24 protein-coding genes, 1 other RNA gene and 2 pseudogenes are annotated in these 21,912 nt (G+C 36.7%); 13 read left to right on the top strand and 14 right to left on the bottom strand.

Annotated features, from left to right (window positions below; genetic code table 11):
* The first annotated feature begins 38 nt into the window (after positions 1 to 38).
* A complete protein-coding gene (locus CGC57_RS06520; RefSeq protein ID WP_095898468.1) occupies positions 39 to 1,130 on the top strand; it encodes a hypothetical protein in 1,092 nt (363 codons plus the stop codon).
* Positions 1,131 to 1,137: 7 nt separating this feature from the next.
* On the opposite strand, the gene nrdG is transcribed toward CGC57_RS06520, so the two are convergent.
* The 11 genes and pseudogenes from nrdG to CGC57_RS06580 all read right to left on the bottom strand — a co-directional run bounded on the left by nrdG (position 1,138) and on the right by CGC57_RS06580 (position 9,765).
* Complete coding sequence (nrdG, locus tag CGC57_RS06525; RefSeq protein ID WP_095898469.1) at positions 1,138 to 1,620, bottom strand: anaerobic ribonucleoside-triphosphate reductase activating protein; 483 nt, start codon at positions 1,618 to 1,620, stop codon at positions 1,138 to 1,140.
* The gene (gene nrdD / locus CGC57_RS06530; protein WP_095898470.1) at positions 1,601 to 3,391 is read right to left on the bottom strand and encodes an anaerobic ribonucleoside-triphosphate reductase; all 1,791 of its coding nucleotides are present in this window, start codon (positions 3,389 to 3,391) and stop codon (positions 1,601 to 1,603) included. Before nrdD ends, nrdG begins: the two co-directional genes overlap by 20 nt.
* 316 nt (positions 3,392 to 3,707) lie before the next feature.
* Positions 3,708 to 4,595: pseudogene (locus tag CGC57_RS06535) on the bottom strand (IS982 family transposase).
* A 164-nt stretch (positions 4,596 to 4,759) separates the two neighbouring features.
* Complete coding sequence (gene traN, locus CGC57_RS06540; RefSeq protein ID WP_095898471.1) at positions 4,760 to 5,410, bottom strand: conjugative transposon protein TraN; 651 nt, start codon at positions 5,408 to 5,410, stop codon at positions 4,760 to 4,762.
* A gap of 59 nt (positions 5,411 to 5,469) precedes the next feature.
* Positions 5,470 to 6,000 (bottom strand): hypothetical protein, encoded by a 531-nt coding sequence (locus tag CGC57_RS06545; RefSeq protein WP_095898472.1) that lies wholly within the window; start codon positions 5,998 to 6,000, stop codon positions 5,470 to 5,472.
* 6 nt (positions 6,001 to 6,006) lie between these two features.
* Complete coding sequence (locus CGC57_RS06550; RefSeq protein WP_095898473.1) at positions 6,007 to 6,552, bottom strand: hypothetical protein; 546 nt, start codon at positions 6,550 to 6,552, stop codon at positions 6,007 to 6,009.
* A gap of 7 nt (positions 6,553 to 6,559) precedes the next feature.
* A complete protein-coding gene (locus tag CGC57_RS06555) occupies positions 6,560 to 7,153 on the bottom strand; it encodes a hypothetical protein (RefSeq protein ID WP_095899474.1) in 594 nt (197 codons plus the stop codon).
* 7 nt (positions 7,154 to 7,160) lie between these two features.
* Positions 7,161 to 7,706, bottom strand: coding sequence for a hypothetical protein (locus tag CGC57_RS06560; protein WP_009414516.1), 546 nt, complete (start codon positions 7,704 to 7,706; stop codon positions 7,161 to 7,163).
* 395 nt (positions 7,707 to 8,101) lie between these two features.
* The gene (locus tag CGC57_RS13140; protein ID WP_370684729.1) at positions 8,102 to 8,443 is read right to left on the bottom strand and encodes a PAAR-like protein; all 342 of its coding nucleotides are present in this window, start codon (positions 8,441 to 8,443) and stop codon (positions 8,102 to 8,104) included.
* 35 nt (positions 8,444 to 8,478) lie between these two features.
* A complete protein-coding gene (locus CGC57_RS06575) occupies positions 8,479 to 8,760 on the bottom strand; it encodes a hypothetical protein (RefSeq protein WP_095898475.1) in 282 nt (93 codons plus the stop codon).
* A 59-nt stretch (positions 8,761 to 8,819) separates the two neighbouring features.
* A pseudogene (locus CGC57_RS06580) lies at positions 8,820 to 9,765 on the bottom strand (IS982 family transposase).
* 169 nt (positions 9,766 to 9,934) lie between these two features.
* Here CGC57_RS06580 and CGC57_RS06585 point away from each other — a divergent pair.
* Both CGC57_RS06585 and CGC57_RS06590 read left to right on the top strand, forming a co-directional pair.
* Complete coding sequence (locus CGC57_RS06585) at positions 9,935 to 10,195, top strand: glutaredoxin-2 domain protein (RefSeq protein WP_095898476.1); 261 nt, start codon at positions 9,935 to 9,937, stop codon at positions 10,193 to 10,195.
* A gap of 58 nt (positions 10,196 to 10,253) precedes the next feature.
* A complete protein-coding gene (locus CGC57_RS06590) occupies positions 10,254 to 10,985 on the top strand; it encodes a tellurite resistance TerB family protein (RefSeq protein ID WP_095898477.1) in 732 nt (243 codons plus the stop codon).
* 40 nt (positions 10,986 to 11,025) lie between these two features.
* Here CGC57_RS06590 and ffs read toward each other — a convergent pair.
* Positions 11,026 to 11,123, bottom strand: an RNA gene (gene ffs, locus CGC57_RS06595) — signal recognition particle sRNA small type.
* An 88-nt stretch (positions 11,124 to 11,211) separates the two neighbouring features.
* Here ffs and CGC57_RS06600 point away from each other — a divergent pair.
* The 10 genes from CGC57_RS06600 (at position 11,212) to CGC57_RS06645 (ending at position 19,604) form a co-directional block, all read left to right on the top strand.
* On the top strand, positions 11,212 to 11,631 hold the full coding sequence (locus CGC57_RS06600) for a nucleoside-diphosphate kinase (protein WP_095898478.1): 420 nt from the start codon (positions 11,212 to 11,214) through the stop codon (positions 11,629 to 11,631).
* A gap of 331 nt (positions 11,632 to 11,962) precedes the next feature.
* Positions 11,963 to 12,175: a helix-turn-helix domain-containing protein gene (locus CGC57_RS06605; protein ID WP_095898479.1), complete on the top strand. Its 213-nt coding sequence runs from the start codon at positions 11,963 to 11,965 to the stop codon at positions 12,173 to 12,175.
* On the top strand, positions 12,172 to 12,492 hold the full coding sequence (locus tag CGC57_RS06610; RefSeq protein WP_095898480.1) for a HipA N-terminal domain-containing protein: 321 nt from the start codon (positions 12,172 to 12,174) through the stop codon (positions 12,490 to 12,492). The genes CGC57_RS06605 and CGC57_RS06610 overlap by 4 nt, the downstream gene beginning before the upstream one ends.
* Before the next feature lie 2 nt (positions 12,493 to 12,494).
* Positions 12,495 to 13,466, top strand: a complete 972-nt coding sequence (locus CGC57_RS06615; RefSeq protein ID WP_095898481.1) for a type II toxin-antitoxin system HipA family toxin — start codon at positions 12,495 to 12,497, stop codon at positions 13,464 to 13,466.
* 29 nt (positions 13,467 to 13,495) lie between these two features.
* Positions 13,496 to 13,972: a CAP domain-containing protein gene (locus tag CGC57_RS06620; protein ID WP_095898482.1), complete on the top strand. Its 477-nt coding sequence runs from the start codon at positions 13,496 to 13,498 to the stop codon at positions 13,970 to 13,972.
* Between the two features lie 43 nt (positions 13,973 to 14,015).
* Entirely contained in the window at positions 14,016 to 14,594 is a 579-nt protein-coding gene (locus tag CGC57_RS06625) for a TatD family hydrolase (protein ID WP_095898483.1), read from the top strand.
* Between the two features lie 52 nt (positions 14,595 to 14,646).
* Positions 14,647 to 14,841: a 30S ribosomal protein S21 gene (gene rpsU / locus CGC57_RS06630; protein ID WP_002674401.1), complete on the top strand. Its 195-nt coding sequence runs from the start codon at positions 14,647 to 14,649 to the stop codon at positions 14,839 to 14,841.
* A 236-nt stretch (positions 14,842 to 15,077) separates the two neighbouring features.
* Positions 15,078 to 16,502 carry a leucine-rich repeat domain-containing protein gene (locus CGC57_RS06635; protein ID WP_095898484.1) on the top strand — a complete coding sequence of 475 codons (1,425 nt, stop codon included), beginning with the start codon at positions 15,078 to 15,080 and terminating at the stop codon, positions 16,500 to 16,502.
* Positions 16,503 to 16,601: 99 nt separating this feature from the next.
* Positions 16,602 to 17,234, top strand: coding sequence for a beta-phosphoglucomutase (pgmB, locus tag CGC57_RS06640; RefSeq protein WP_095898485.1), 633 nt, complete (start codon positions 16,602 to 16,604; stop codon positions 17,232 to 17,234).
* Positions 17,235 to 17,339: 105 nt separating this feature from the next.
* Positions 17,340 to 19,604: an NADP-dependent malic enzyme gene (locus tag CGC57_RS06645; protein WP_095898486.1), complete on the top strand. Its 2,265-nt coding sequence runs from the start codon at positions 17,340 to 17,342 to the stop codon at positions 19,602 to 19,604.
* Positions 19,605 to 19,690: 86 nt separating this feature from the next.
* On the opposite strand, the gene CGC57_RS06650 is transcribed toward CGC57_RS06645, so the two are convergent.
* On the bottom strand, positions 19,691 to 20,911 hold the full coding sequence (locus CGC57_RS06650) for a 3-deoxy-D-manno-octulosonic acid transferase (RefSeq protein ID WP_095898487.1): 1,221 nt from the start codon (positions 20,909 to 20,911) through the stop codon (positions 19,691 to 19,693).
* Between the two features lie 160 nt (positions 20,912 to 21,071).
* Positions 21,072 to 21,884, bottom strand: coding sequence for an RHS repeat protein (locus CGC57_RS06655; protein ID WP_095898488.1), 813 nt, complete (start codon positions 21,882 to 21,884; stop codon positions 21,072 to 21,074).
* Between the last annotated feature and the right edge of the window lie 28 nt (positions 21,885 to 21,912).

Raw genomic sequence — 21,912 nt, forward strand, 5'->3', positions numbered from 1 at the left:
ATTTTTTACTATTTTTGCATTTTCAACCTCTCCAATATATGAAATACATTCCCCTTTCTCTTTTACTATTAGCTACTGTTAGTAGTTGCGACGGCTGTAAAAATAAATCAACCTCTACTATAGACGAAATTTATGTGTCTGATAGTATAAAAGAATATAGCTCAGAACCTCAAATTATCCAATATAGTCAAGACCCAGAAAACACTGATATTCCTATTGATACTACAAGCATTGAATTTGAAAACATACCCACTGCATCTGTTGCCGATAGTATCAATTTGTATATCGCAGGACTTGCTCAGAATGAAAAAGCGATCCACGTTTCTTTTTCTGATATATACCAAAACGACACCTTAGATGTGCCCCCTCATTATATCAAAAACCAAAAGAAATTAGGAAAGGAATTTATGAAGTATTTTCCCTTAACAGGCAACTATAGAACTCGCTTTTTCAAACGTATGAAATTCTCTGAAACTGATACACTCTATCTCTATAACATCGATAAGAATACATTGAAAAAATTTCCTTTATCTACTCTAAGAGTCGCTGCTAATCTCAATGTTTATGCCGATGAAAAAGACATTTCCTCTTACGATTATGAAATAGGGTTTGAAGTGTATTACGCTAAAGATAAACTCTCTAGGGAAGAAGCTGAAAATGGGTTTGCATTTGCTTATGTAGGCAAAGAAAATCCATTTGTAGAGAACCAAATGCAAGTAGTTACTTGGAAGGAAATAAAAACATCTGCTTTCCCTGCTACTTACAAAATTGTAAATCCTAAATACAGATTAGGAAAAGCGTACAAATACCATTACAAACAAACTACTTGTTATATACAAGATTTTACTGAAGATGATAGTTATTACGACCCCGTTGCACGCTTTTTCGTAGTGATGGATAACAACACTAAAAAGATTATCAAGCGTCAATTCTTTAAATCAGGTGAATCTACCTCTATTACTCCTGCTGAAAAAAGCGATATAATACCTCCTACCTATATAGGGCACTTGCTTAAAGGGAAACCTGCTTGTATCTTTGGTTTATATGGAGAATCCTTTGGATGTGAAGCCCTTGTCTTCCTCAGTGATAACTACTCAGACCTCCCTATACAATGCGATAACCGACATTGAGAAAATCTTACCTTTTACCTTTTTTATGAAACAGTTTATTCATCACCTCTCCCGTTTGCAGGTTTAAAAACTCTTGATTGGTGGTGGGGCTGTCGAGTCCACCGAGTTTGGGTAACCACTTGCCGGTTTTGATGTAGTCTAAACACCCTAACAGCTCAGGGTATTTTCGCTGTACTTGCTTGAGGTTGAGCCCTGTATAGAGTGCCGTTTTCAGCCGTTTGCACTTCACTTGGAAGATAAGCGAGAGCAGGGTCTCTACCTGCCACTCGCCTCCCATAAACAGCACACAGCTTATCATATCTTCATACTTGCTGAGCAGTTGTTCTAAACCTTCATTGGTGAGCGCACAGCCTTTACTGCCGTCCCAAATATATTCGGAATGACAACCCTCACACGCCAACGGACACCCTGTGATGGTAAAACACAGGGAAATCTCGTTGGGTACTTCTTGGAGGACTATATCGTAACTGCTATACCGTAGCATGCCCATAGTAACGTATTTTAGCTTCTTTTTGTCGGTCTTTAGAGAAATTAGTAATGCGTTTGAGGTAGCCTATCACACGAGTAGCGTGGTCAATATTTTCAGAACCACAATGGGTGCAGTGGTCGTGCGTGTGTTTATCGATATAGCCACAATCGTTGCAAACGGTTACGCATATATTGAAGCAGAAGTAGTTACACCCCGTTTTAGCGGCTACATTCAGTAGTTTGTAGAAACCTTCAGCAGTAGGGTATTCTTCGAGGTTGCAGTGGTAAGCCGAACCGCCGTCTAAGTACTGTATATACTCATTGCCGTGCAAATAGAACTTATCGATAAGGTTTTGAGAGTCGTCTTCCACAATATAAAAATATGAATTGTAGCAATCACGTGGCACTTGCAAGCCGTCGGCTTTGTCCCAAGCAGCATTCTTCACGCCTAAGTTCTCGGCAGGTACAAATTCGGTATTGAACATAAAGCCGTATTTGGTTTTAGCTTCCTTGTTCTTGTCATAAATTAGTTTGAGGTTTTTGTTGATGAATGCCTTATAATCGGGATTGTCAGAAATGCGAATGCCTAAATACTCGGCAGCTTCCACCATTCCGTTAATTCCAATAGTGAGGAACTGTTTATCAAGCGAGATAAAGCCTGCATCGTACACTGGTAACATACCTGCATCTTTGTAATCCTGCACAATAGCGCGGTAAGCCACTTGGTATTTATGGATATTATCCAAAGTGCGTTCTAACGATAAATGCTTTTGGTAGAGGCGATTCATATTAATGGTTATCACATTGATACTACCGGTAGAAACTCCTCCTGCCCCGAGTGAATAGCTAAAGGTATTATCGGAAATTTCATTGCGCAAGCGACAGCAACTTGCCAAGGAGTCGGCATTATCCGATTGGTATACAAAGAAGGCATTACCCTCGCTGAGCTCTTTAGCACAGAAGCGCGCAAAATGCTCGTCGTACACGTGTTTGTCCTTAGTGAGCATTGCTGCGGTTACTACAGGGAAAGTGAGGATCGCCTTAGTGCGCTCGATATTGAACCAATGCATAAAGAACTGTTGAAGTTTGTCTAAAGACTCATAAGAAGGTTTGCTACCATCGGGGTAAACGAATGTCCCGAACATCGAATCGAAATACGGACGGTCATACAATGATATATTCCAGAATACCGACTGATAACCACGTGCTGCTGCTGGCTGATTGATAGCATATACCACGTGTTGGAGTTCGTTTTCTATCACTTCACGATGGGTGTTGAGGTAATCGTCGCCATAGTCTTTGCGTGCAAAATGGTCGAAGTACATTAGGAACTCTACTGTGGCTACTGCTCCTGCAAACTGTGAAGATACTGAGAAGAGGAAGTTTACGAACGACCCGCAATAGCTCGCCAAATGTTGTGGGGCTTTGCTTTCACCGCCGAGTTTTACGAGCCCGTCCAAGAGCAAAGGATACATCGATACGCTCACACAATAGGGTTTAAGACTCGTTTCATCGTGTACATAGATTTCGTGGGCTTCAATCTGACGAATATACTCATCTGCTAATTCTTTGCCAAAGAGTTGCTCAATTTTGCGCGATACCAGCGAGCGGTTCACTTGGATATTGATATCCTTATTGAGTTCAGCCTCCATTGTAGCGATGTTCTTATGGGCTACATTGGCATTGGCATCAAAGAGAGACCCCGTAGCAGCGTTATGAGAACTCAAGTAGTTCTCAATAAAGTTACATTTTGTCTGTAACTGTTCAGCAGTAAGTTTGGTAAATTTACTCATAATTTTTTATTTATTATTATTTCGTTCAAGTAAAAAAGGGTGCTGAGAGGTTTATCTAAACCTCTCATATATAGTACATTGTATAATATTGCTTTTTGTAAGTCCCTAAAAAAGGGGAAGTGATTTTTTCTTAGTTGCTGGGGCAAAGGTACGGAATAAAGCAATAGGTTATCAACAAAATTAAAATACTTATCAACAAAGTTATGAACAATTTTTGTTACTTGTTCATACTTAGAAGTTAAGGAGTAAAAACTCTGTTATTAAAATTTTGTACAAAAATAAGATTACATTTATTATAAAGTAACGTGAGTTCGATTTAAGCAGCAACGAGTCTTTTTAGATCAACAATGTCTTCTTGCAAATTAATAGAAGGCTTTTTATCAAAGAAAGAATAAGTTATAAGTACTGATAATAAGTTAGTTATAAAATTATCAAAAGAACGATGTCTTGTATGCTCTACTTGACAAATGTTTTTTAATTCGTCATTTACTGTTTCTATCAAAGCACGTTTTCTAAGTGCTATTTTGTCTTGTAAGAGCATCAAGCTATTTTTCATATTCTTTTTAATCTTAGTGATTAAATGTACCCCATCAATAAATAATTGTTCAAATAAATCTTTGCTGATATACCCCTTATCTCCAAAGAGTTTCCCAAAGATTCTCTTATGTAAGTTCATATCAGACAGAGGTTTACGATCATCTATGTTGCCTGGTGTTATTATAAAATCAAGTATTTCACCTTTATCATTAATGATTAGATGTAACTTAAATCCATAGAACCAGCCTAAAGAACATTATCCTTTTTGGGTAAATCCTTTGAATACTTTGTGTTGTTTTTCACGTTTGATATGACAAACTCTTATAGGGGTAGAATCAATATACGAAATGCCAGCACATTTTCATAAACAAAACATTTTCAAGAATATAGCTAATTTTACAACTACTTTCTTTTGCAATTCAACGAATCGATTGTAGGATACAGTTTTTGGGAATTCACTTTTCATATGCTTCTTTACGTGATTGATATAGTAATGTTTTAAATCTCTATAATGACCTGAATGAAAGAGAATTAGAATAGTCATAACCTCACTATCAGATAAAGTTGATTTACGATTTCTCTGTTTTAAGTCAGTATTTTGCACAAGGCTATAGTCAGAGACTATTTTTTCAAAATTCTTGTCAAATTCATCTATTATAAAGAAAATTTCCGTAACTTTATAGCTATGATAACATAGGGATAGATTTTAGTTAAATTTTTGATTTTCAAACTACAAAGTTACTAAAACTATCCCTTTTTTGCAAATAAAAAATAACTTTTCTTACGTCGAACTCACGTTATTTTAAGCAGTTTATCCCCTGAGAGGGAGAGCTACTCTAACATAAATATGCTATGTGCTTTGCTCTTGTCTTTGATAATATCCATAGGCTGATGCACTCTTAAAACCTCAACGGGGAGTTCTTGCGAGAGGCTCTTTCTTGTGGTAGCGCTGTCGATGATTTTAAAGCTGACAATGTCGGTTTCAAAGGGTACACGACTTTTGTTTTTGAGCCACACATCAAAGAAGAGTTTGCTGTCGTGGGTGTAGATACCGCGCAGCTCGCTTTGAATAGTGCCGTTTCGTGCGCCTATATGCCGTAAAAGACGGCGTTGCTGCTTATAGATGGACAGCATCATCAGATTGATAACCGCAGGTGAATCGCTGCGGGTGTCAGCAAAGAGGATATCGGTTTGGGCAGTGCGATGAAAGTCGGTGGGGGATTGAGCAAGCAAGAGTCTGCTGATGTCAAAGCTCAGATGTACAGGAGTAGGATTGTAGACGATGTCAAAGTTGTAAAAACGTCCGTCTTTGGTGATGAGCGAGAGGTTGGTAGCGGTGGTAAAGCTCACGGTGGTGGCTTTGACCCGTAGGACGTTCTCTGCCCCTGTGGCTTTGTCGGCGATGAGGTAGTCGCTGCCGAGATCTACATAACGAATAGCCGCTGGAAAGATAAGATGGGGATGAAAAGCTAAATTCTGTATTCTTTACTAAGAATTTCAATTTTAGGCTATAACAGTGAATGAATTTAGTTTATTAATTTTTACTTATCATAGAATAACTTCCATTTATCTGCGTTTACAGTGTCGTTTTTTATAATATAATCCTGTGTTAAATTAAGAATATGCCATTCCTTGCCGCTCTCGGGGAGAAAAGAATGATAAATTTGTTTATTATCTTTAAGAAGATAAAATGACATAGAAATATAGTCAGCATATATAATTTCATTTTCAGAGTAATTGTTTTTTATATTATTAATATCTATTGTCTTCAGAATAGAATCTATTTCTGAAAATAGATGCGCTGTATTTTTAGTCAATATACAATCTTTTAGAGCATCTTCTCTATTAAGAATATATTGATTATTGTTATTATATAAGGATTTTCTATCATCTTTTATATTATGTAAAAATATGGATTGATCCTTAAAATTTAAAATAATAGAGAAAGGCGTAATCTTTCCATTAGCTACAAACATGTTAAATACAATAATCCTATTATCAATGTGTTTTTGAGGTACTTCTCCTTTACAAGAAATAAGAAAGAGAAGAATTATAAAAATATATTTTCGCATAATTAATTATTTTTTATAAAGAGTTTTCAATTCATTACCGTTTATCGTATCATTGTTTATAATATAGTCTCTTACTAAGTAGAAAATATTCCATTCCTTAGACTGAGGGTTATAACTATAATGTATATGTTTTTTATTTTTAAAGTAGTTAAATGATAAATATACGTATTGGTCAGGCATAGGTATCTCACTTTTATAAGAAAAAGGTTCTTTATTTTGTAAAATAGAGTCAACTTTATTAAATAAAATACCCAAGCTATCAACTATCATATTATCTTTCACTATTGCTAATGGAGGTTTTTTATAAAGTTTTTTTTCTTCTATTCTATTTTCATCTTCATTTGAAGTTATTTCTATATCTTCAATAGTTGATATTTCATTAGTTATGTTATGTATGCATATAGTTTTATCCTTAAAGTTTAATATTATAGAATGTGGACATACATATTTATAAGAATAAACATTAAAAACTATATATCTATCATCAATGATTTCTTTTTTACCACTACAAGCAGCAAGTAGCAAAAGTATTATAAGAATATATTTTTGCATAATTTAATTATTTAGATTTTCCTATATTAAAGAATGATACCCATTTATCTCTGTTTATAGTGTCGTTTTTCATATTGAAATCTCTTACTAAGTAAAAGATATCCCATTCTTTTCCTGTGGGATTGAAGCAGTAATACATACACTTATTTCCTTTAAAATAGTTAAATGACATATAAACATATTGATCTGGGGCAGGCATTGCTTTTTCGCACGAAAATGGTGTTCCATCTTGCAGAATAGAATCTATTTTCTCAAATAAAACGTCTGTATCAGTGGTCATTTTATTATCAGCTATAAATCCTAACTCATAAATAGTATTATAATCAATTCTATCATTCTTCTGTTTAATAGCTTCTTCAGGTAAAGTCCCTTCTACCACTTCTACTTCATCTTCTACAAATCGGTCAAAGTTAGCTTCATTTATTATATTATGAACAAATACAGATTTGTCCTTAAAATCTAATGTTATAGAGTGAGACCCTAGTTTTTTTCCTATATATAAATTGAAAATGAGTTGTCTATCATCAATGGGTTCATTTTTCTTCTTCTCCTGACAAGCAACAAGAGGTAAGAGAAGTATTATAAAAATATATCTTTGCATAATTATTTCATTTATTATAGAATAACTTCCATTTATCAGCATTTATTGTATCATTTTTTATAATAAAATCTTGTGCTAAATAAAATATATCCCATTCATATTGTGTAGGTCTAAAACAAGAATAAATAAGCTGATTATCTTTAAAATATGTAAAAGACATATAGGCATCCTCATCTGGCATAGGGGGATGATTAATACAAGAAAAAGGAAATTTCTCTTGTAAAATATTATTTATTTTTACAAATAAGCTATCTGTTTTTTGAGTTATTTTATTGTCTATTATCATCCCTTTGGGATAAATACTATAAATAGAAGTCCACTTGATATTATAACTTGGTGGTGGAGGCGGAGGGTTAAATTCAAACATTCCTTCATTTGCAATATTATGAATAAAAACTGATTTATCTTTAAAATCTAAGGTAATACTATAAGAAGGCACTTTTTTTGAAGTATATAGATTAAAAACTATATACCTATCATCAATTACTTCTTTCTTACCTTTTTCACCACAAGCAGTAAGAGATAAAAGAATTAATAAAATGTATTTTTTCATAATTATTTTCTAATATTGTATTGGTATTACATTCTTATATAAATCGTGATAAGTCTGGATCTTCATTTTAGTGCCATAAAGAAAATTTTTCCAAGCATCATATTGAAACTTATAAGGAGGCTTCTCTGCGTGAGGACGATATATTACAAATGCAGGCATTCTTTTTATTCTTTTTTTATAGAATAAATTCACATAGTGTATAGCCATAGGAACATCTCCCCTACTACTACCTGCCCCTGATGCTACATCATCTTTCCCTTTAGCAGTACCTGGATGGCTATGAAAATGAATTTTTAAGTCTAAGATAGAATATTCTGCAGGAGGAGGAAATGTCCCTGCTGCTTCAGAATAATTAACAGTTCCTAGTACATAAATACCTTTCTTTGTACCATTAATTACTTTATCATAAAAACAAAGACCCCATTCGGCTTCAATAGAAGCATCACATACAAATTTGTGGGTTGTAATTTACATAGCCCAAAAGTATTTTTCTCAAAAGTGCTACCTATATCAGCAGTGGTAGCTACAAGTTTCTCTTTAGGCTCTTCTTCATTAATATAGTGCTTGTTTTGAGTAAGCACCTTGAGCTTATCGGGTGTAGTACCAAACTTGCAATTGCAAGTTGCCCCTTGGCAAACTAAGTGTTTCTTTGCCAGAATACATTGTTTTTTATTGATGCTACAAACGTAAGTATTATTTTTGAATTGACAATGGATAGTAAATAATTTTATAAAAATTTATCCCCACAAGTGTGCACTTGTGGGGATTTTTATTAGAGTATAATGTGTTTTTGGGTTTCGTGTTCGGGCACATCGTATGCTAACACCTCTATTTTTGTATCTGAAAGAGTGGAATTGCTCACTGTTGCAGTGTATAGCCAATCGACATCTTTTAGCTTAGCTTCACCCATTTCAATCACTGAACCATCCGATCCTTTAATGCTAACAAGTACTTTTTTCACTTCAAATTCGTCATAAATTACGAGTCGAATCTTGTCTCCTACATTGCCTGCATAACGTGTCGCATCAATCAGTTCGATAGTTGGAGGTCGCATAAAGTCAGTTACAGCTACGTTGTAAGCGGTAAGGTTCTTTATTTTAATGTGAGTTCGATTTAAGCAGCAACGAGTCTTTTTAGATCAACAATGTCTTCTTGCAAATTAATAGAAGGCTTTTTATCAAAGAAAGAATAAGCTATAAGTCCTGATAATAAGTTAGTTATAAAATTATCAAAAGAACGATCTCTTGTATGTTCTACTTGACAAATATTTTTTAATTCGTCATTTACTGTTTCTATTAAAAACACGTTGTCTAAGTGCTATTTTGTATTGTAAGAGCATCAAGCTATTTTTCATATTCTTTTTAATCTTAGTGATTAAATGTTCCCCATCAATAAATAACTGTTCAAATAAATCTTTGCTGATATACCCCTTAGCTCCAAAGAGTTTTCCAAAGATTCTCTTATGTAAGTTCATATCAGACAGAGGTTTACGATCATCTATGTTGCCTGGTGTTATTATAAAATCAAGTATTTCACCTTTATCATTAATGATTAGATGTAACTTAAATCCATAGAACCAGCCTAAAGAACATTGTCCTTTTTGGGCAAATCCTTTGAATACTTTATGTTGTTTTTCACGTTTGATATGACAAACTCTTATGGGGGTAGAATCAATATACGAAATGCCTGTACATTTTCCTAAATAAAACATTTTCAGGAATATAGCTAATTTTACAACTACTTTCTTTTGCAATTCAACGAATCGATTGTAGGATACAGTTTGTGGGAATTCACCTTTCATATGCTTCTTTATGTGATTGATATAGTAATGTTTTAAATCTCTATAATGACCTGAATGAAAGAGAATTAGAATAGTCATAACCTCACTATCAGATAAAGTTGATTTACGATTTCTCTGTTTTAAGTCAGTATTTTGCACAAGGCTATGGTCAGAGACTATTTTTTCAAAATTCTTGTCAAATTCGTCTATTATAAAGAAAATTTCCGTAACTTTGTGGCTATGATAACATAGGGATAAATTTTTAGTTAAACTTTTGATTTTCAAACTACAAAGTTACTAAAACTATCCCTTTTTTGCAAATAAAAAATAACTTTTCTTACGTCGAACTCACGTTATAAATAATTTAGCAGGAGGTATTAACAATGTTTTCTATAAGAAGAAATTGCTTATTATCAATTGTTTTGTATCTTTGCAAAAAAAAATCGTTATGACTATTACAATAACTATTAATAGTAATAATGCTCAAGCCTTAGCTTTTATAGAATATGCTAAAAAGTTAGATTTTACTATTGTAGAAGGTTTTTTAGATACTCAAAAAGATACTATTCCCAACACAACAATTGAAGAATATGAGTATGGAATTCCTATTGCTCATCGTGATTTCTTAATGAAGTTATCAAATCAAGTTAAAAAAAACGCAGCCAAACGCTTTTACACCAAACCTGCTAAAATGAAAACAGAAAAATGATTGTAATTACAGATAGAACTATCCCCTTTCCCATTTACTAATTCACTAATTTTCCTTTATGAAATTCTTTACTTTCCTTATAGCTATTCTATTCTTTTTATTTTTCAAACGCTTTGCCCAGCAGCCTAACGCAACTAAAGGGTTTGGCAATCCTTTCCGTTCACACATCTCTCCCGCAACTTTTGAACTCAACCTCCTCTCTCTCTGCTCTCTCGTTATCAAAGCCAACGGAACTGTTACGCAAGCAGAACTCGACTTTGTGCGTGCGCAATTCGTACGCCTATATGGCAAAGAGCGCGCCAATGCAGTGTTTCGCAGTTTCAACGAGCTCATAAAAGGCAGAGAATTAGATGCTACTCGCATTGCTATCTATGTGCGAGTGCGCACTACTTACGAAACCCGATTGCAAATCTTGTATTTCTTGTTTGGTATTGCCGAATCGGATGGGGTGATGAGTGAGGAAGAGGTACGACAAATACGAGAAATTGCTTATCATTTTGCTATAGAAAACAGCGATTTTGAGAGTATCAAGGCAATGTTTGGCAGTAGCCAAAACGATAGCAACAACCCTCATAACACCACGCCCAATGCCTTAGCAAAAGCCTACGCTATCTTAGGATTACAACCTAATGCCACTGCTGAGGAAGTAAAACAAGCCTATAGAAATATGGCAAAAAAATATCACCCCGATAGAGTGATTACTGAAGATGCTGCCATCAAAAAAGGCGCTGAGGAAAAATTCAAACAAGTACAAGAAGCGTACGAGCTAATTTGCAAATATCAAAATTAACAAATCAGCAAATTGTCAAATCGACAAATTACAAAAAAAAAGTGGCAAGCGATCTACATCGCACCGCTACAACCGAATACCTTTGCTGTGTTCCCACCCTGGAGGATTTTTCAGGAGCTGGTCGTGTAGGACTTGCCGGTGCAAAAGTACAACTTTTTTATTACACTGCAAGTTTTTTTGAAAAAAACTTGTATCTTTGTGGCTAAAACTAATAAAACAACATACAATGACTACAAACAGAACCCTTACAATGATTAAACCCGATGCCGTTGAAAAAGGCTATATAGGGGCTATCCTTACCGACATCATCGCTGCTGGTTTTACCATCAAAGCAATGAAATTCACCCAGCTCACCCGCCGTGATGCCGAACAATTCTATGCCATACACAAAGGCAAACCTTTTTTTGAGAGTCTGCTCAACTTTATGACCCGTGGACCTATAGTAGCAGCTATCCTCGAGAAAGACAATGCTGTAGCCAGTTTCCGTGAACTCTTAGGAAGTACCAACCCCGAAAATGCTGCCGAGGGTACTTTGCGTAAGAAATATGCGACTTCACTAACCGAAAACGCTGTTCACGGCTCGGATAGTGATGAAAATGCCGTTATCGAAAGTCATTTCCATTTCTCAGAAAGAGAAATTTTCTAATGAAAAAATTAGTAACTCTCTTTTTCTTGTTGTGCTCGTTTGTAACCTATAGTTAGCTTTCAACCTACGCTTACAAACGAGCACTTGAAAGGGTTCACCTCAACTAATGGCAATATCTTACCTTGCCCAATAATATCTTCAATCTTGAGTTACAACATATCTTTACAAATATTACTAACTTTCAGTAAGTAATATTCCTGAAAATCTCCCATTCACTGAGCAAGATAAGAGAGCACATAGAAGAAAAAATCTAATTAAAAGTACCATAAATAGCACTTTTACTTGTATACTACTATTATTTTCACTACTTTTGCACAAAAAGTGCCATATAATGAACTTTCAAGAATTAATACAAACCGTTAAAAAACGACGAAAAGTACTGAATGTCAATCAGGAAGAGGTTGCTTTACTCTCGGGGGTAGGTTTGCGTACTCTGAAACATTTTGAGAGTGGTAAAGGTAATATCACCCTGAAAAACTTACAAAAAATACTAGAGGTACTTGGTTTAGAATTGAATCTAACCATTAAAGATATGATTCAATGAGACAAGCAGAAATTTTTTATAAAAGAGAACCAGCTGGTATTCTCACTCAGCACAACGATGGTTGTTTTACTTTTAGATATCACGACCATTGGCTTGCTGATAGTCAAAAACCTCCTATCAGTTTTAGTTTTCTAAAACAACAACAAGAATATCATTCTCCCTATCTTTTTGCTTTTTTCTTTAATATGCTCCCTGAAGGAAAAAATAGAGAACGCATTTGTATAGATTCAAAAATTGATAGCGATGATGACTTTGGATTATTAATGGTAGCTGCTCAATACGATAGCATCGGAGCAATTACTGTAAAACCAATTTAACAATGAAAGCATTAAATGTATGTCCTTCATTACTTTCTGAAGGTTATCACACCTATTCACCTTTAGCTTTGCGCCGTTTGTTCAACGGGAAGCAAGTATCTCATCTATTGTCTTTTTCACTAAAAACAGAAGAAAAAAACAGTTATAAACCTCTGTACTCTCTTTCAATTTCAGGTTATCAAAGAAAGATTTTAATGACACTGGACAACACTTCTCTTAGAATAACCCAAAAAGGTGAGCAGAGTACTTATATTTTGAAACCTATCAGTGAGATGCCTAAAAATGAAGCCTTTGCTCCTGCTAATGAACACCTCACTATGCAAATCGCTCAGCAGGTATTCGGTATAGAAACCGCTGAAAATGCCCTTATCTTCTTTGCCGATGGCACACCCGCATACATCACCAAACGTTTTGATATTGCCCCTAATGGCGAAAAATATGCAGTAGAAGACTTTGCTTCTCTATTAGGAAAAACTGTTCAAACCCACGGTACCGACTATAAATATACGGGTACTTACCTCGATTTGTTCAATATATTGAAAAAAAATGTAGCTGCGTGGCAAGTAGAAAGTCTTAAACTGTTTACTCTCATTGTTTTTAACTATTTGTTTTCTAATGGCGATGCTCACCTGAAGAACTTCTCGCTGATACAGTCTCCACAAGGCGATTTTAGATTGTCTCCCGCTTATGATTTGCTCAATACAGCCATCCATATAGACGATCACCCTTTTGCCCTAAAAAGCGGACTACTCCCTTCCCCTTTCAACCAACAAAAAATAAGGGAACAGTTTTTGCTCTTGGGTAAAGAAGTGGGGCTCCCCGAAAAACTTATCACCAAAACCCTAACCCTACTCACCTCTCAAACTGATAAGGTAATAACTCTAATCCAGCGTTCGTTCCTCCCTGAGAAACTCCAACGCAATTACCTACAAACCTACCAGAGAAAAATAAAAAAGTTAGCTATTAATAATTAAAACTGTCAGAACACTTATTACTTATATTTATGAAAAAACTCCTTTTACTCTTAGCAATCCTATCGCTACAATGTAGCAAATCTCAAGATAGTGATAACGTGAGTTTAAAAACTAACAAAATGCTCACTCTCATCAATCAGCAACGCCAAAAAGGTTGTAACTGTGGTAATACCTACTACAAAGCTGTGCCACCCCTCAAATGGAACGCAACCCTCGAAAAGGTCGCCAAAGACCATAGTGATGATATGCGCCGTCGCAATACAATGACCCACTATGGCAAAAATGGGGAAACCCCTGGCAATCGCCTGAACAAAGCAGGCTACAAGTGGAGCACTTGGGCTGAAAATGTAGCTATGGGGCAACAAAATGAAGAAGAAGTGATGAAAAGTTGGCTCAAAAGCTCAGGACATTGTGCCAATATTATGAACCCCGATGTAACCGAAGTAGGCGTAGCACGTAGTGGCGACTATTGGACACAACTCTTCGCTACCCCCTCCAAACCCTAATCCTTGCCCGTGTGGCTCGCACTCTGACCCCTGACACCTAAAAATGTACTTAGACATTCATTCTCATACCCAGCACTCTACGATTGATACTCTGGTCATTCGCAACCAATATCCTCTTACCGCCGATACTACTGAACCCTTCTCAGTAGGGATACATCCTTGGTATATAGATAATTGGGAACTGCAATGGGAAGCCTTAGTACCATTGGCAAAACATCACAACTGCTGGGCTATAGGTGAATGCGGACTCGATAAAAACATCGCCACTCCCCTACCCCTGCAGCAAGAAATCTTTTTAAAACACATTCACTTAGCCGAAACTTTAGAACTTCCACTCATCATCCATTGTGTAAAAGCCTATTCTGAAGTTATTCACCTGCGAAAAATCACCAAAAGCAAACAACTCTGGATACTCCACGGTTTTCGCAAAAATCTAAAAATAGCTCAAGAGTGCATCACTCACGGCATTGCCCTATCCTTTGGATCTTCCCTAACCTATTCACCTCAGCTACAGGAAGTTTTCCAGAATATCCCACCTGAATACCGCTTTTTTGAAAGTGATGATATAGAGATATCTGTTTCAAAATTTCCAATTTTTCTAACTGACAAATTTGCAAATTAGAAAATTAGTTTGTACTTTTGCGCCCTGAAAATTGAAAGGGGGTGTAATCACTATGTTAATAATTCCTTTAAAAGACGGTGAAAGCATTGATAAAGCTTTAAAACGTTACAAACGCAAATTCGACCGCACTGGTGTAGTACGTGAACTACGTGAAAGACAACATTTCACTAAACCATCTGTACGCAGAAGAGCCGAAATCCAAAAAGCACAATATATTCAACACTTGAAAGATCAAGAAGAAGTATAGCTTTTTTTTAGATAATAAATAAAGAGGTAAGAGATAAGAGTCATCACAACTCCTATCCCTTACCTCTATTTATTTTTATATATTACCAATTGACTATCAGCAACTTAAAGCAATTTGTTACATTTATCACAAAAAAAACATAGTGCTTTATCTTTCAATGATTTGTATTTTTCAAAAAAAATTGTACTTTTGTCCCGAAATTGAAATGAAACTATTGTAATACAAAAAATTTAGCAATGAAAACTACATTTTTAACATTAATGGCAGCAACTTTAGCTGTAACAACACTCACTGGTTGCAAAAAAGACAGTGGAGATGACGACTCAGGATTGAAAATTACAAGAGAAAATGTAACCTTAACAGTAAACGGCGATGACACTGTAAGGGTCTATACTTCTAGCGATTTAGTTAAACCTCAAGCTAAGAATGTTAGCATAGCTATTGTAAATCAATTAAATAACTCTGTAGACCTCAAAATTACTGGAAAGTCTGTAGGTATTACTTCTGTAGAACTTACTAACCGTTCTGGTGATAGAGGTACTATTACTATCAATGTTATACAAGAAGATGTGGAAGAAAATGGCGGCTTTAAAGTAGATAAAAGCACTATCTTCCTTAAAAAAGGTGGGGAAACTGACGTAACAGGCCACCTCAAAGGAGGTTCTGGTAACTACGATGTAACCATAGGTAACTCTACCTTAGGTAGCGTACGCAAAGTAAATGGCAAATTTATAGTAACAGGCTTAGGTGAAGGTTTAACCGATAAAATTACTTTTAAAGATCTTACTCTAAACAAAACTGTAGAGGTAGAGGCTTATGTAATTGTACCTTTCAAAGTTCTCATTAGTTCTACTGAATTAGTACAAAATAGCGCTTACAACATCACTTTAGAAGGAGTATATACCACTACTACTCCCGAAAATGGTCGCTTCGATAGAATGCAAATGAACGTAAGTGGCAATGCTGTTATTGCTCAGTTCATTACAACAGATGTTAAAGCTCAAAATGGGGTAAAATTAGGTGAAAAAGTTACTGGTATTAGAGTAACTGCTAAAAATGTAGGTACTGGTACCGTAAACCTTATCAATGGCGACGGACAAACATTGAACCTCAACTTTAATGTAAAAGCCTTAGTAGCTGATAACTTTTTCAATGTAGATGCTGATGGTGTTGCCACTGTAAAAACAGGTGTTACATTGCCTTCTCACGTGGTATTACCTGCTAATGCTAAAAAATTAGCAAGAGAAGCCTTTAAAAACCAAAATAATCTTGAAAGTGTTAATTTAACTAATGTAGAAGTAATAGACCAAGATGCTTTTATGGGTTGTTCTAAATTAACTACTGTTACAATGCCTGCTGTAAAAGTAATAGAAGGTGGTGCATTTAGAGCTTCTGGATTAAGAGATGTAGTATTACCTGCTTCTCTACAAAGAATAGAAAGAGGAGCTTTTGACACAGCTGCTATACAAAATGTAACTTGTCAAGCAACTACTCCTCCTGTTATTGATAATCCTTTCAGCACACTTGGTGGTACTAATCGCAAACTCTATGTTCCTGCTAGTAGCATTGAAAGTTATTATAATGCTTGGAGAAATGTTCTAACTAGTAGAGCTTTTGATGGTTTAAAAACAAATGGTTATAAACCTCTCCCTATTCAGTAATCTATTTATATTATTATAAACAAAAACCGTTATAAGTCGCCCTTATAGCGGTTTTTCTTTGTACTATTCACTTTTAACTTTTCACTATTTCACTTTTCAATGGAAGGATATATTTTTGATTTAGATGGCGTACTAGTAGATACCGCCAAGTACCATTACCTCGCGTGGAAAACTATCGCTCAAGAATTTGGCTTTGAGCTCACTCCCGCACATAACGAACAACTCAAAGGCATAGGTCGTGAGGTCTCCCTGCACAAAATACTTCAGTGGGCAGGTAAAACACTGCCCGAAAATGAGTTCCAATCCTTAGCTCTCCGCAAGAACGAACTCTATTTGCAATACATCGCTCATATTGATAGCAGCGAATTGCTCGTAGGAGTAGCCGATTTCCTGCAAACTCTCAAAAGCAAAGGCAAGAAAATCGCCTTGGGTTCTGCCAGCAAAAACGCACGTTTGGTATTAGAGCGCACAGGCATTTTGCCGCTGTTCGATGCTATTGTTGATGGCACTATGGTAACTCAAGCCAAACCCAACCCCGAAGTATTCCTCAAAGCTGCCGAACTTTTGCAACTACCTCCTGCCCAGTGCTGTGTGTTTGAAGATGCTCCGGCAGGTGTGCAAGCTGCTAAAGCTGCTGGAATGAGAGTCATAGGGGTAGGAGAGGAGCAAGTACTTTGTGCAGCCGATGAGGTAATTCCTAATTTTTCGTCATTCGTACTTCATAATTCGTAATTATTTTATAACTTTGCATTTATAAACAATTAACAGGTAACAAGTAATTAGGTAACAATCTCGTTACCTCTTACCTCTTACCTCTTACCTCTTACCTAAAATCAAATGGATCAAAGAAAAAAAGAAGAAGCATTACACTATCACGAGTTCCCTCAACCTGGGAAAATTGCTATCGTACCTACTAAAAAACACTCTACACAACACGATCTCGCGTTGGCTTATTCACCTGGGGTAGCCGAGCCTTGTTTGGCAATTGCCGAAGATAAAAGCAACGCCTATAAATATACTGCCAAAAGCAACCTCGTAGCAGTAATTTCTAATGGTACTGCCGTACTCGGTTTGGGCGATATAGGTGCCGATGCCTCTAAACCTGTAATGGAAGGTAAAGGCTTGTTATTCAAAATCTTTGCTGGTATCGATGTATTCGATATCGAAATAGATGCTACCGATGTAGATAAGTTTGTAGAAACCGTAAAAGCGATTGCTCCTACCTTTGGGGGGATTAACCTCGAGGACATCAAAGCGCCTGAGGCTTTTGAAATAGAACGCCGCCTAAAAGAAGAATTGGATATACCGGTAATGCACGACGACCAGCATGGTACGGCTATCATCTCGGCTGCTGCCCTTATCAACGCGTTAGAAATCGTAGGCAAAGACATCAGCAAAGCACAGATAGTGGTAAACGGAGCTGGTGCGGCTGCTATCTCTTGTACTCGCTTATACGTAGCCCTCGGTGCTGACCCTAAGAACATAGTAATGTGCGATAGCAAAGGGGTAATTCGCAAAGATGCGCCTAACCTAACAGAGCAGAAAGCTGAGTTCGCTACCGACCGCAACCTCCACACTCTCGAAGAAGCCGTAAAAGGCTCCGATGTGTTCATCGGTCTTTCTAAAGGTAATGTACTCACCCCCGAAATGCTGCTCTCTATGAACAAGGATGCGATTGTATTTGCAATGGCAAACCCTACCCCCGAAATCGATTATGATTTAGCAATCAAAACACGTAAAGATATCATTATGGCAACGGGTCGTTCCGACTTCCCTAACCAAGTGAACAACGTACTCGGTTTTCCTTATATCTTCCGCGGAGCCTTAGACGTTCGCGCTACCAAAATCAATGAAGAAATGAAACTTGCTGCGGTACACGCTATTGCCGAATTGGCTAAAAAACCTGTACCTCAAAAAGTGAGTCTTGTATATGGCGGCGAAAACCTTACTTTCGGTCGCAACTATATCATCCCTAAACCGTTTGACCCTCGCTTGATTTACGAAGTACCCCCTGCTATCGCCAAAGCAGCTATGGCATCGGGAGTGGCACAGAAACCTATCACCGATTGGGAAGCCTACAAAGGTGAACTAATGGATAGAATAGGCGTAGGAAGCAAAGAAATACGCCTCTTGCAAGACCGTGCCAAACGCGCTCCTAAACGCATCGTATTTGCTGAAGCCGACCAATTAGAAGTGCTTAAAGCAGCACAACGCATCTATGAAGATGGCATTGGTATTCCTGTACTTTTGGGTAATAAAGATATGATTAAAGCCCTTAAATACGAAATAGGATTTAACGGTCGGGTAGATGTAATCGACCCTAAGAGTGATGCCGAAAAAGCACGTCGTGAGAAGTTTGTAAAACACTATTGGAAATTGCGCGAACGCCGTGGTATTACCTATGAAGTAGCCGAACGACTAATGCGCGAACGCAACTATTTCGGTACGATGCTCGTAGAAACTGGTCAAGCCGATGCGATGATTACAGGTTATTCACACGCTTATCCAAATGCTATTCGCCCTGTATTAGAAATTATAAAGAAAGAAGAAGGAGTGCGCCGTATTGCTGCTGCCAGCATTATGTTCAGCAAGCAAGGACCTATTTTCCTATCGGATGCAACTATCAATATCAACCCTACTGCCGAAGAATTAGCTAATATCGCTTTACTTACAGCGCGCGCAGTGAAGTTCTTTGGTTTAGAGCCTTCGGTAGCGATGTTGTCGTATTCTAGCTTTGGATCGGCAGTGTCCGAAAGCAGTCTTAAAGTGCGTGAGGCAGTAGCTTATTTGCATAAAAACCACCCCGATTTAGTAGTAGATGGAGAAATCCAAGCCGATTTTGCCCTCAATCCCGATAAGATTGCCAAGAACTATCCGTTCTCAAAACTCAACAACGGCAAAGCAGCTAATGTGCTCATCTTCCCTAACCTCGAAGCAGCAAATATCAGTTATAAGCTCCTCAAGGAAACAGAACACTTAGATACCATAGGTCCTGTAATCTTAGGTCTTACCAAACCTATTCACGTGGCTACCCTTGGTTCTACCGTTGATGAAATGGTGAATTTGGCTACACTTGCTGTAATTCAAGCACAATCTGAGTAGTGCGAGCCGCACAAGCAATAAGATTATAAATTATACTTTGCCAAAGTTATTATAGCCTTTTGTGCTATAGAACTTTGGCAAAGTTTTTATATTCCCTTCAAAAAAGCGTTTGTAGCGCCTTTTTTTGTCGTTATATACTCACGATTGATATTTCCTACTATCTCGCGCTTTTCAGCCGAATTTACAAGGCTATTCATCACCTCAGCAAATGCTTCTTTACTATCAACAGATAATACCCCTCCTAAAGCGACTAATTCTTTCGCTTCATTGAATTTTTCATAGTTCTTACCAATAATCACTGGAATACCAAAAACAGCTGGTTCTAACACATTGTGTAATCCCGAAGTTCCCATACCTCCACCTACATAAGCTATATCGGCATAACTGTATACCTTGGTAAGCATACCAATGGTGTCGAGAATGAGCACCTCGTAATCTGGGAGGTTAAGAGCATCTTTCTCACTGAAAAGAGCCACTTTGCGGTCTAACTTCTGCTTGTTGTCTCTCAGTACAGCTATCTCAGTGGGGTGGATATTGTGAGGGGCAATAATGAATTTTACGTTAGCTTTGCAGGTGTTGAGATACTGCAAATAAACCTCTTCATCGGCAGGCCAAGAACTACCAAACACCACACACAAAGCATCCCCTTTGAATTGCTCTATAAAATCGAGATGATTGTCTCTCTCAGCTATTTCGGCTACACGATCAAAACGAGTGTCGCCACTCACCGTTACATTGGTAAAACCTAAACTGCCGAGCAGTTCTTTAGAGAGGTCGTTCTGTACAAAGAAATGAGTGAAACAATGTAAGGCTTTGCGCATCATTCCGCCATAAGGCTTAAAGAAGATTTGATCTTTTCTAAAAATACCCGATAGCAAATAAGTAGGCACTTGCGCTTTTTTAAGTTCATTGAGGTAGTTTATCCAAAACTCGTATTTCACAAAGATAGCCATTACAGGATTTACGAGCTGTACAAACTTACGAGCGTTTGCGCGCGTATCGAGAGGAAGGTAGACTACTATATCGGCATCAGGGGTATTTTTGCGCACCTCATAACCTGAGGGTGAGAAGAAAGTAATGAGTATTTTGTAACCTTGGGCTCTAAGGGCTTTGGCTACCGGCAATCCTTGTTCAAACTCACCAAGGGAAGCCGCGTGTAACCACACATAACGCGCATTTTTATCTAATTTTTCATTAAGGGTTGTCCATACAATTTTACGTCCGCTTACAAAGAGACGTATTTTTTTATTGAAGAGGGCAATCAGCGGGAGGATTGCTTTTATAAGATAAATAATGAGATTATACATAATAGTCCGTTAGTACAGAATGCAAAAGTAGTGAAAAGTTTCAAGTATCTTATAAAAATGGGAGAATTTTGAATCTCATAGAAGTTAGAAAAATAGGATTTTCCAGAAGTCTCTAACAAAAAAAAGCTGCTCCATTTTAGAGCAGCTTTTTAGTTATCTATTAATAATATTTTAACTTCTGAAGTAAAATCATCGTTGGTTTACCATTAATGGACATTGTTTTCTTTATCCAGTTTTTCTTTTTGTCATACACAAGTGTGTAAGATTCTGTTTTGGTAACATTACCGTCTTTATCAAAGTATTTCACTTCTGTTTCGTTGTTATTCTCATCAAAAACTGAAGTAACGCGCTGTTTTAGGTTGTTATCTTTGTCAAACACTTGTTTTTCAATGGTATTACCTTTAGCATCGTAAGTATATACAGTTTTACTTGATAATTCTTTTTTGCTGTATTTAGATTCTTCAGCTACTTTTCCGTTAGGAAGGTAGGTATAAGTAATTTTCTCATCGCACAATCCAGCCATACATTCGGTGCGCTCTATCAATTGGTCTTTATCGTTATAAGCATTGATACGACTCATAAAGATAGTCCCATCAGGAGTTTCAACATCGTGTTTGGTAAGGTTACCGCGATCGTCGTACTCATATACGTTTTTAGAGAGGAGGGTATTAGAATCATCGCGAGAAGCCGATTCTAACAAAAGTCCTTCTTTGTCGTATACATCCACAAAATTGATAGTCATACCACTTTGTTTAGAGAACATTTTTACGGGAGTTCCTTTTTTGTCAAACTGAGCAAAGAGTTCGGAATTCATAGGAATTTCTTGTCCTTCTTCAGTAACTTGGATACCTGTTTGGGTATATGTTTTTACTTTTCCATTGAGTTTGGCACGCTCCCAACCATTCTTTTTCTGAGCCTGACCAAAGGCGATGGTGGTGGCTAATAAAGCTGCTATTGCTACAATTTTTTTCATAATAATGTGCTATTAAATTTATATTTTT

It is taken from the genome of Capnocytophaga sputigena (assembly GCF_002302495.1).
Lineage (GTDB): Bacteria > Bacteroidota > Bacteroidia > Flavobacteriales > Flavobacteriaceae > Capnocytophaga > Capnocytophaga sputigena.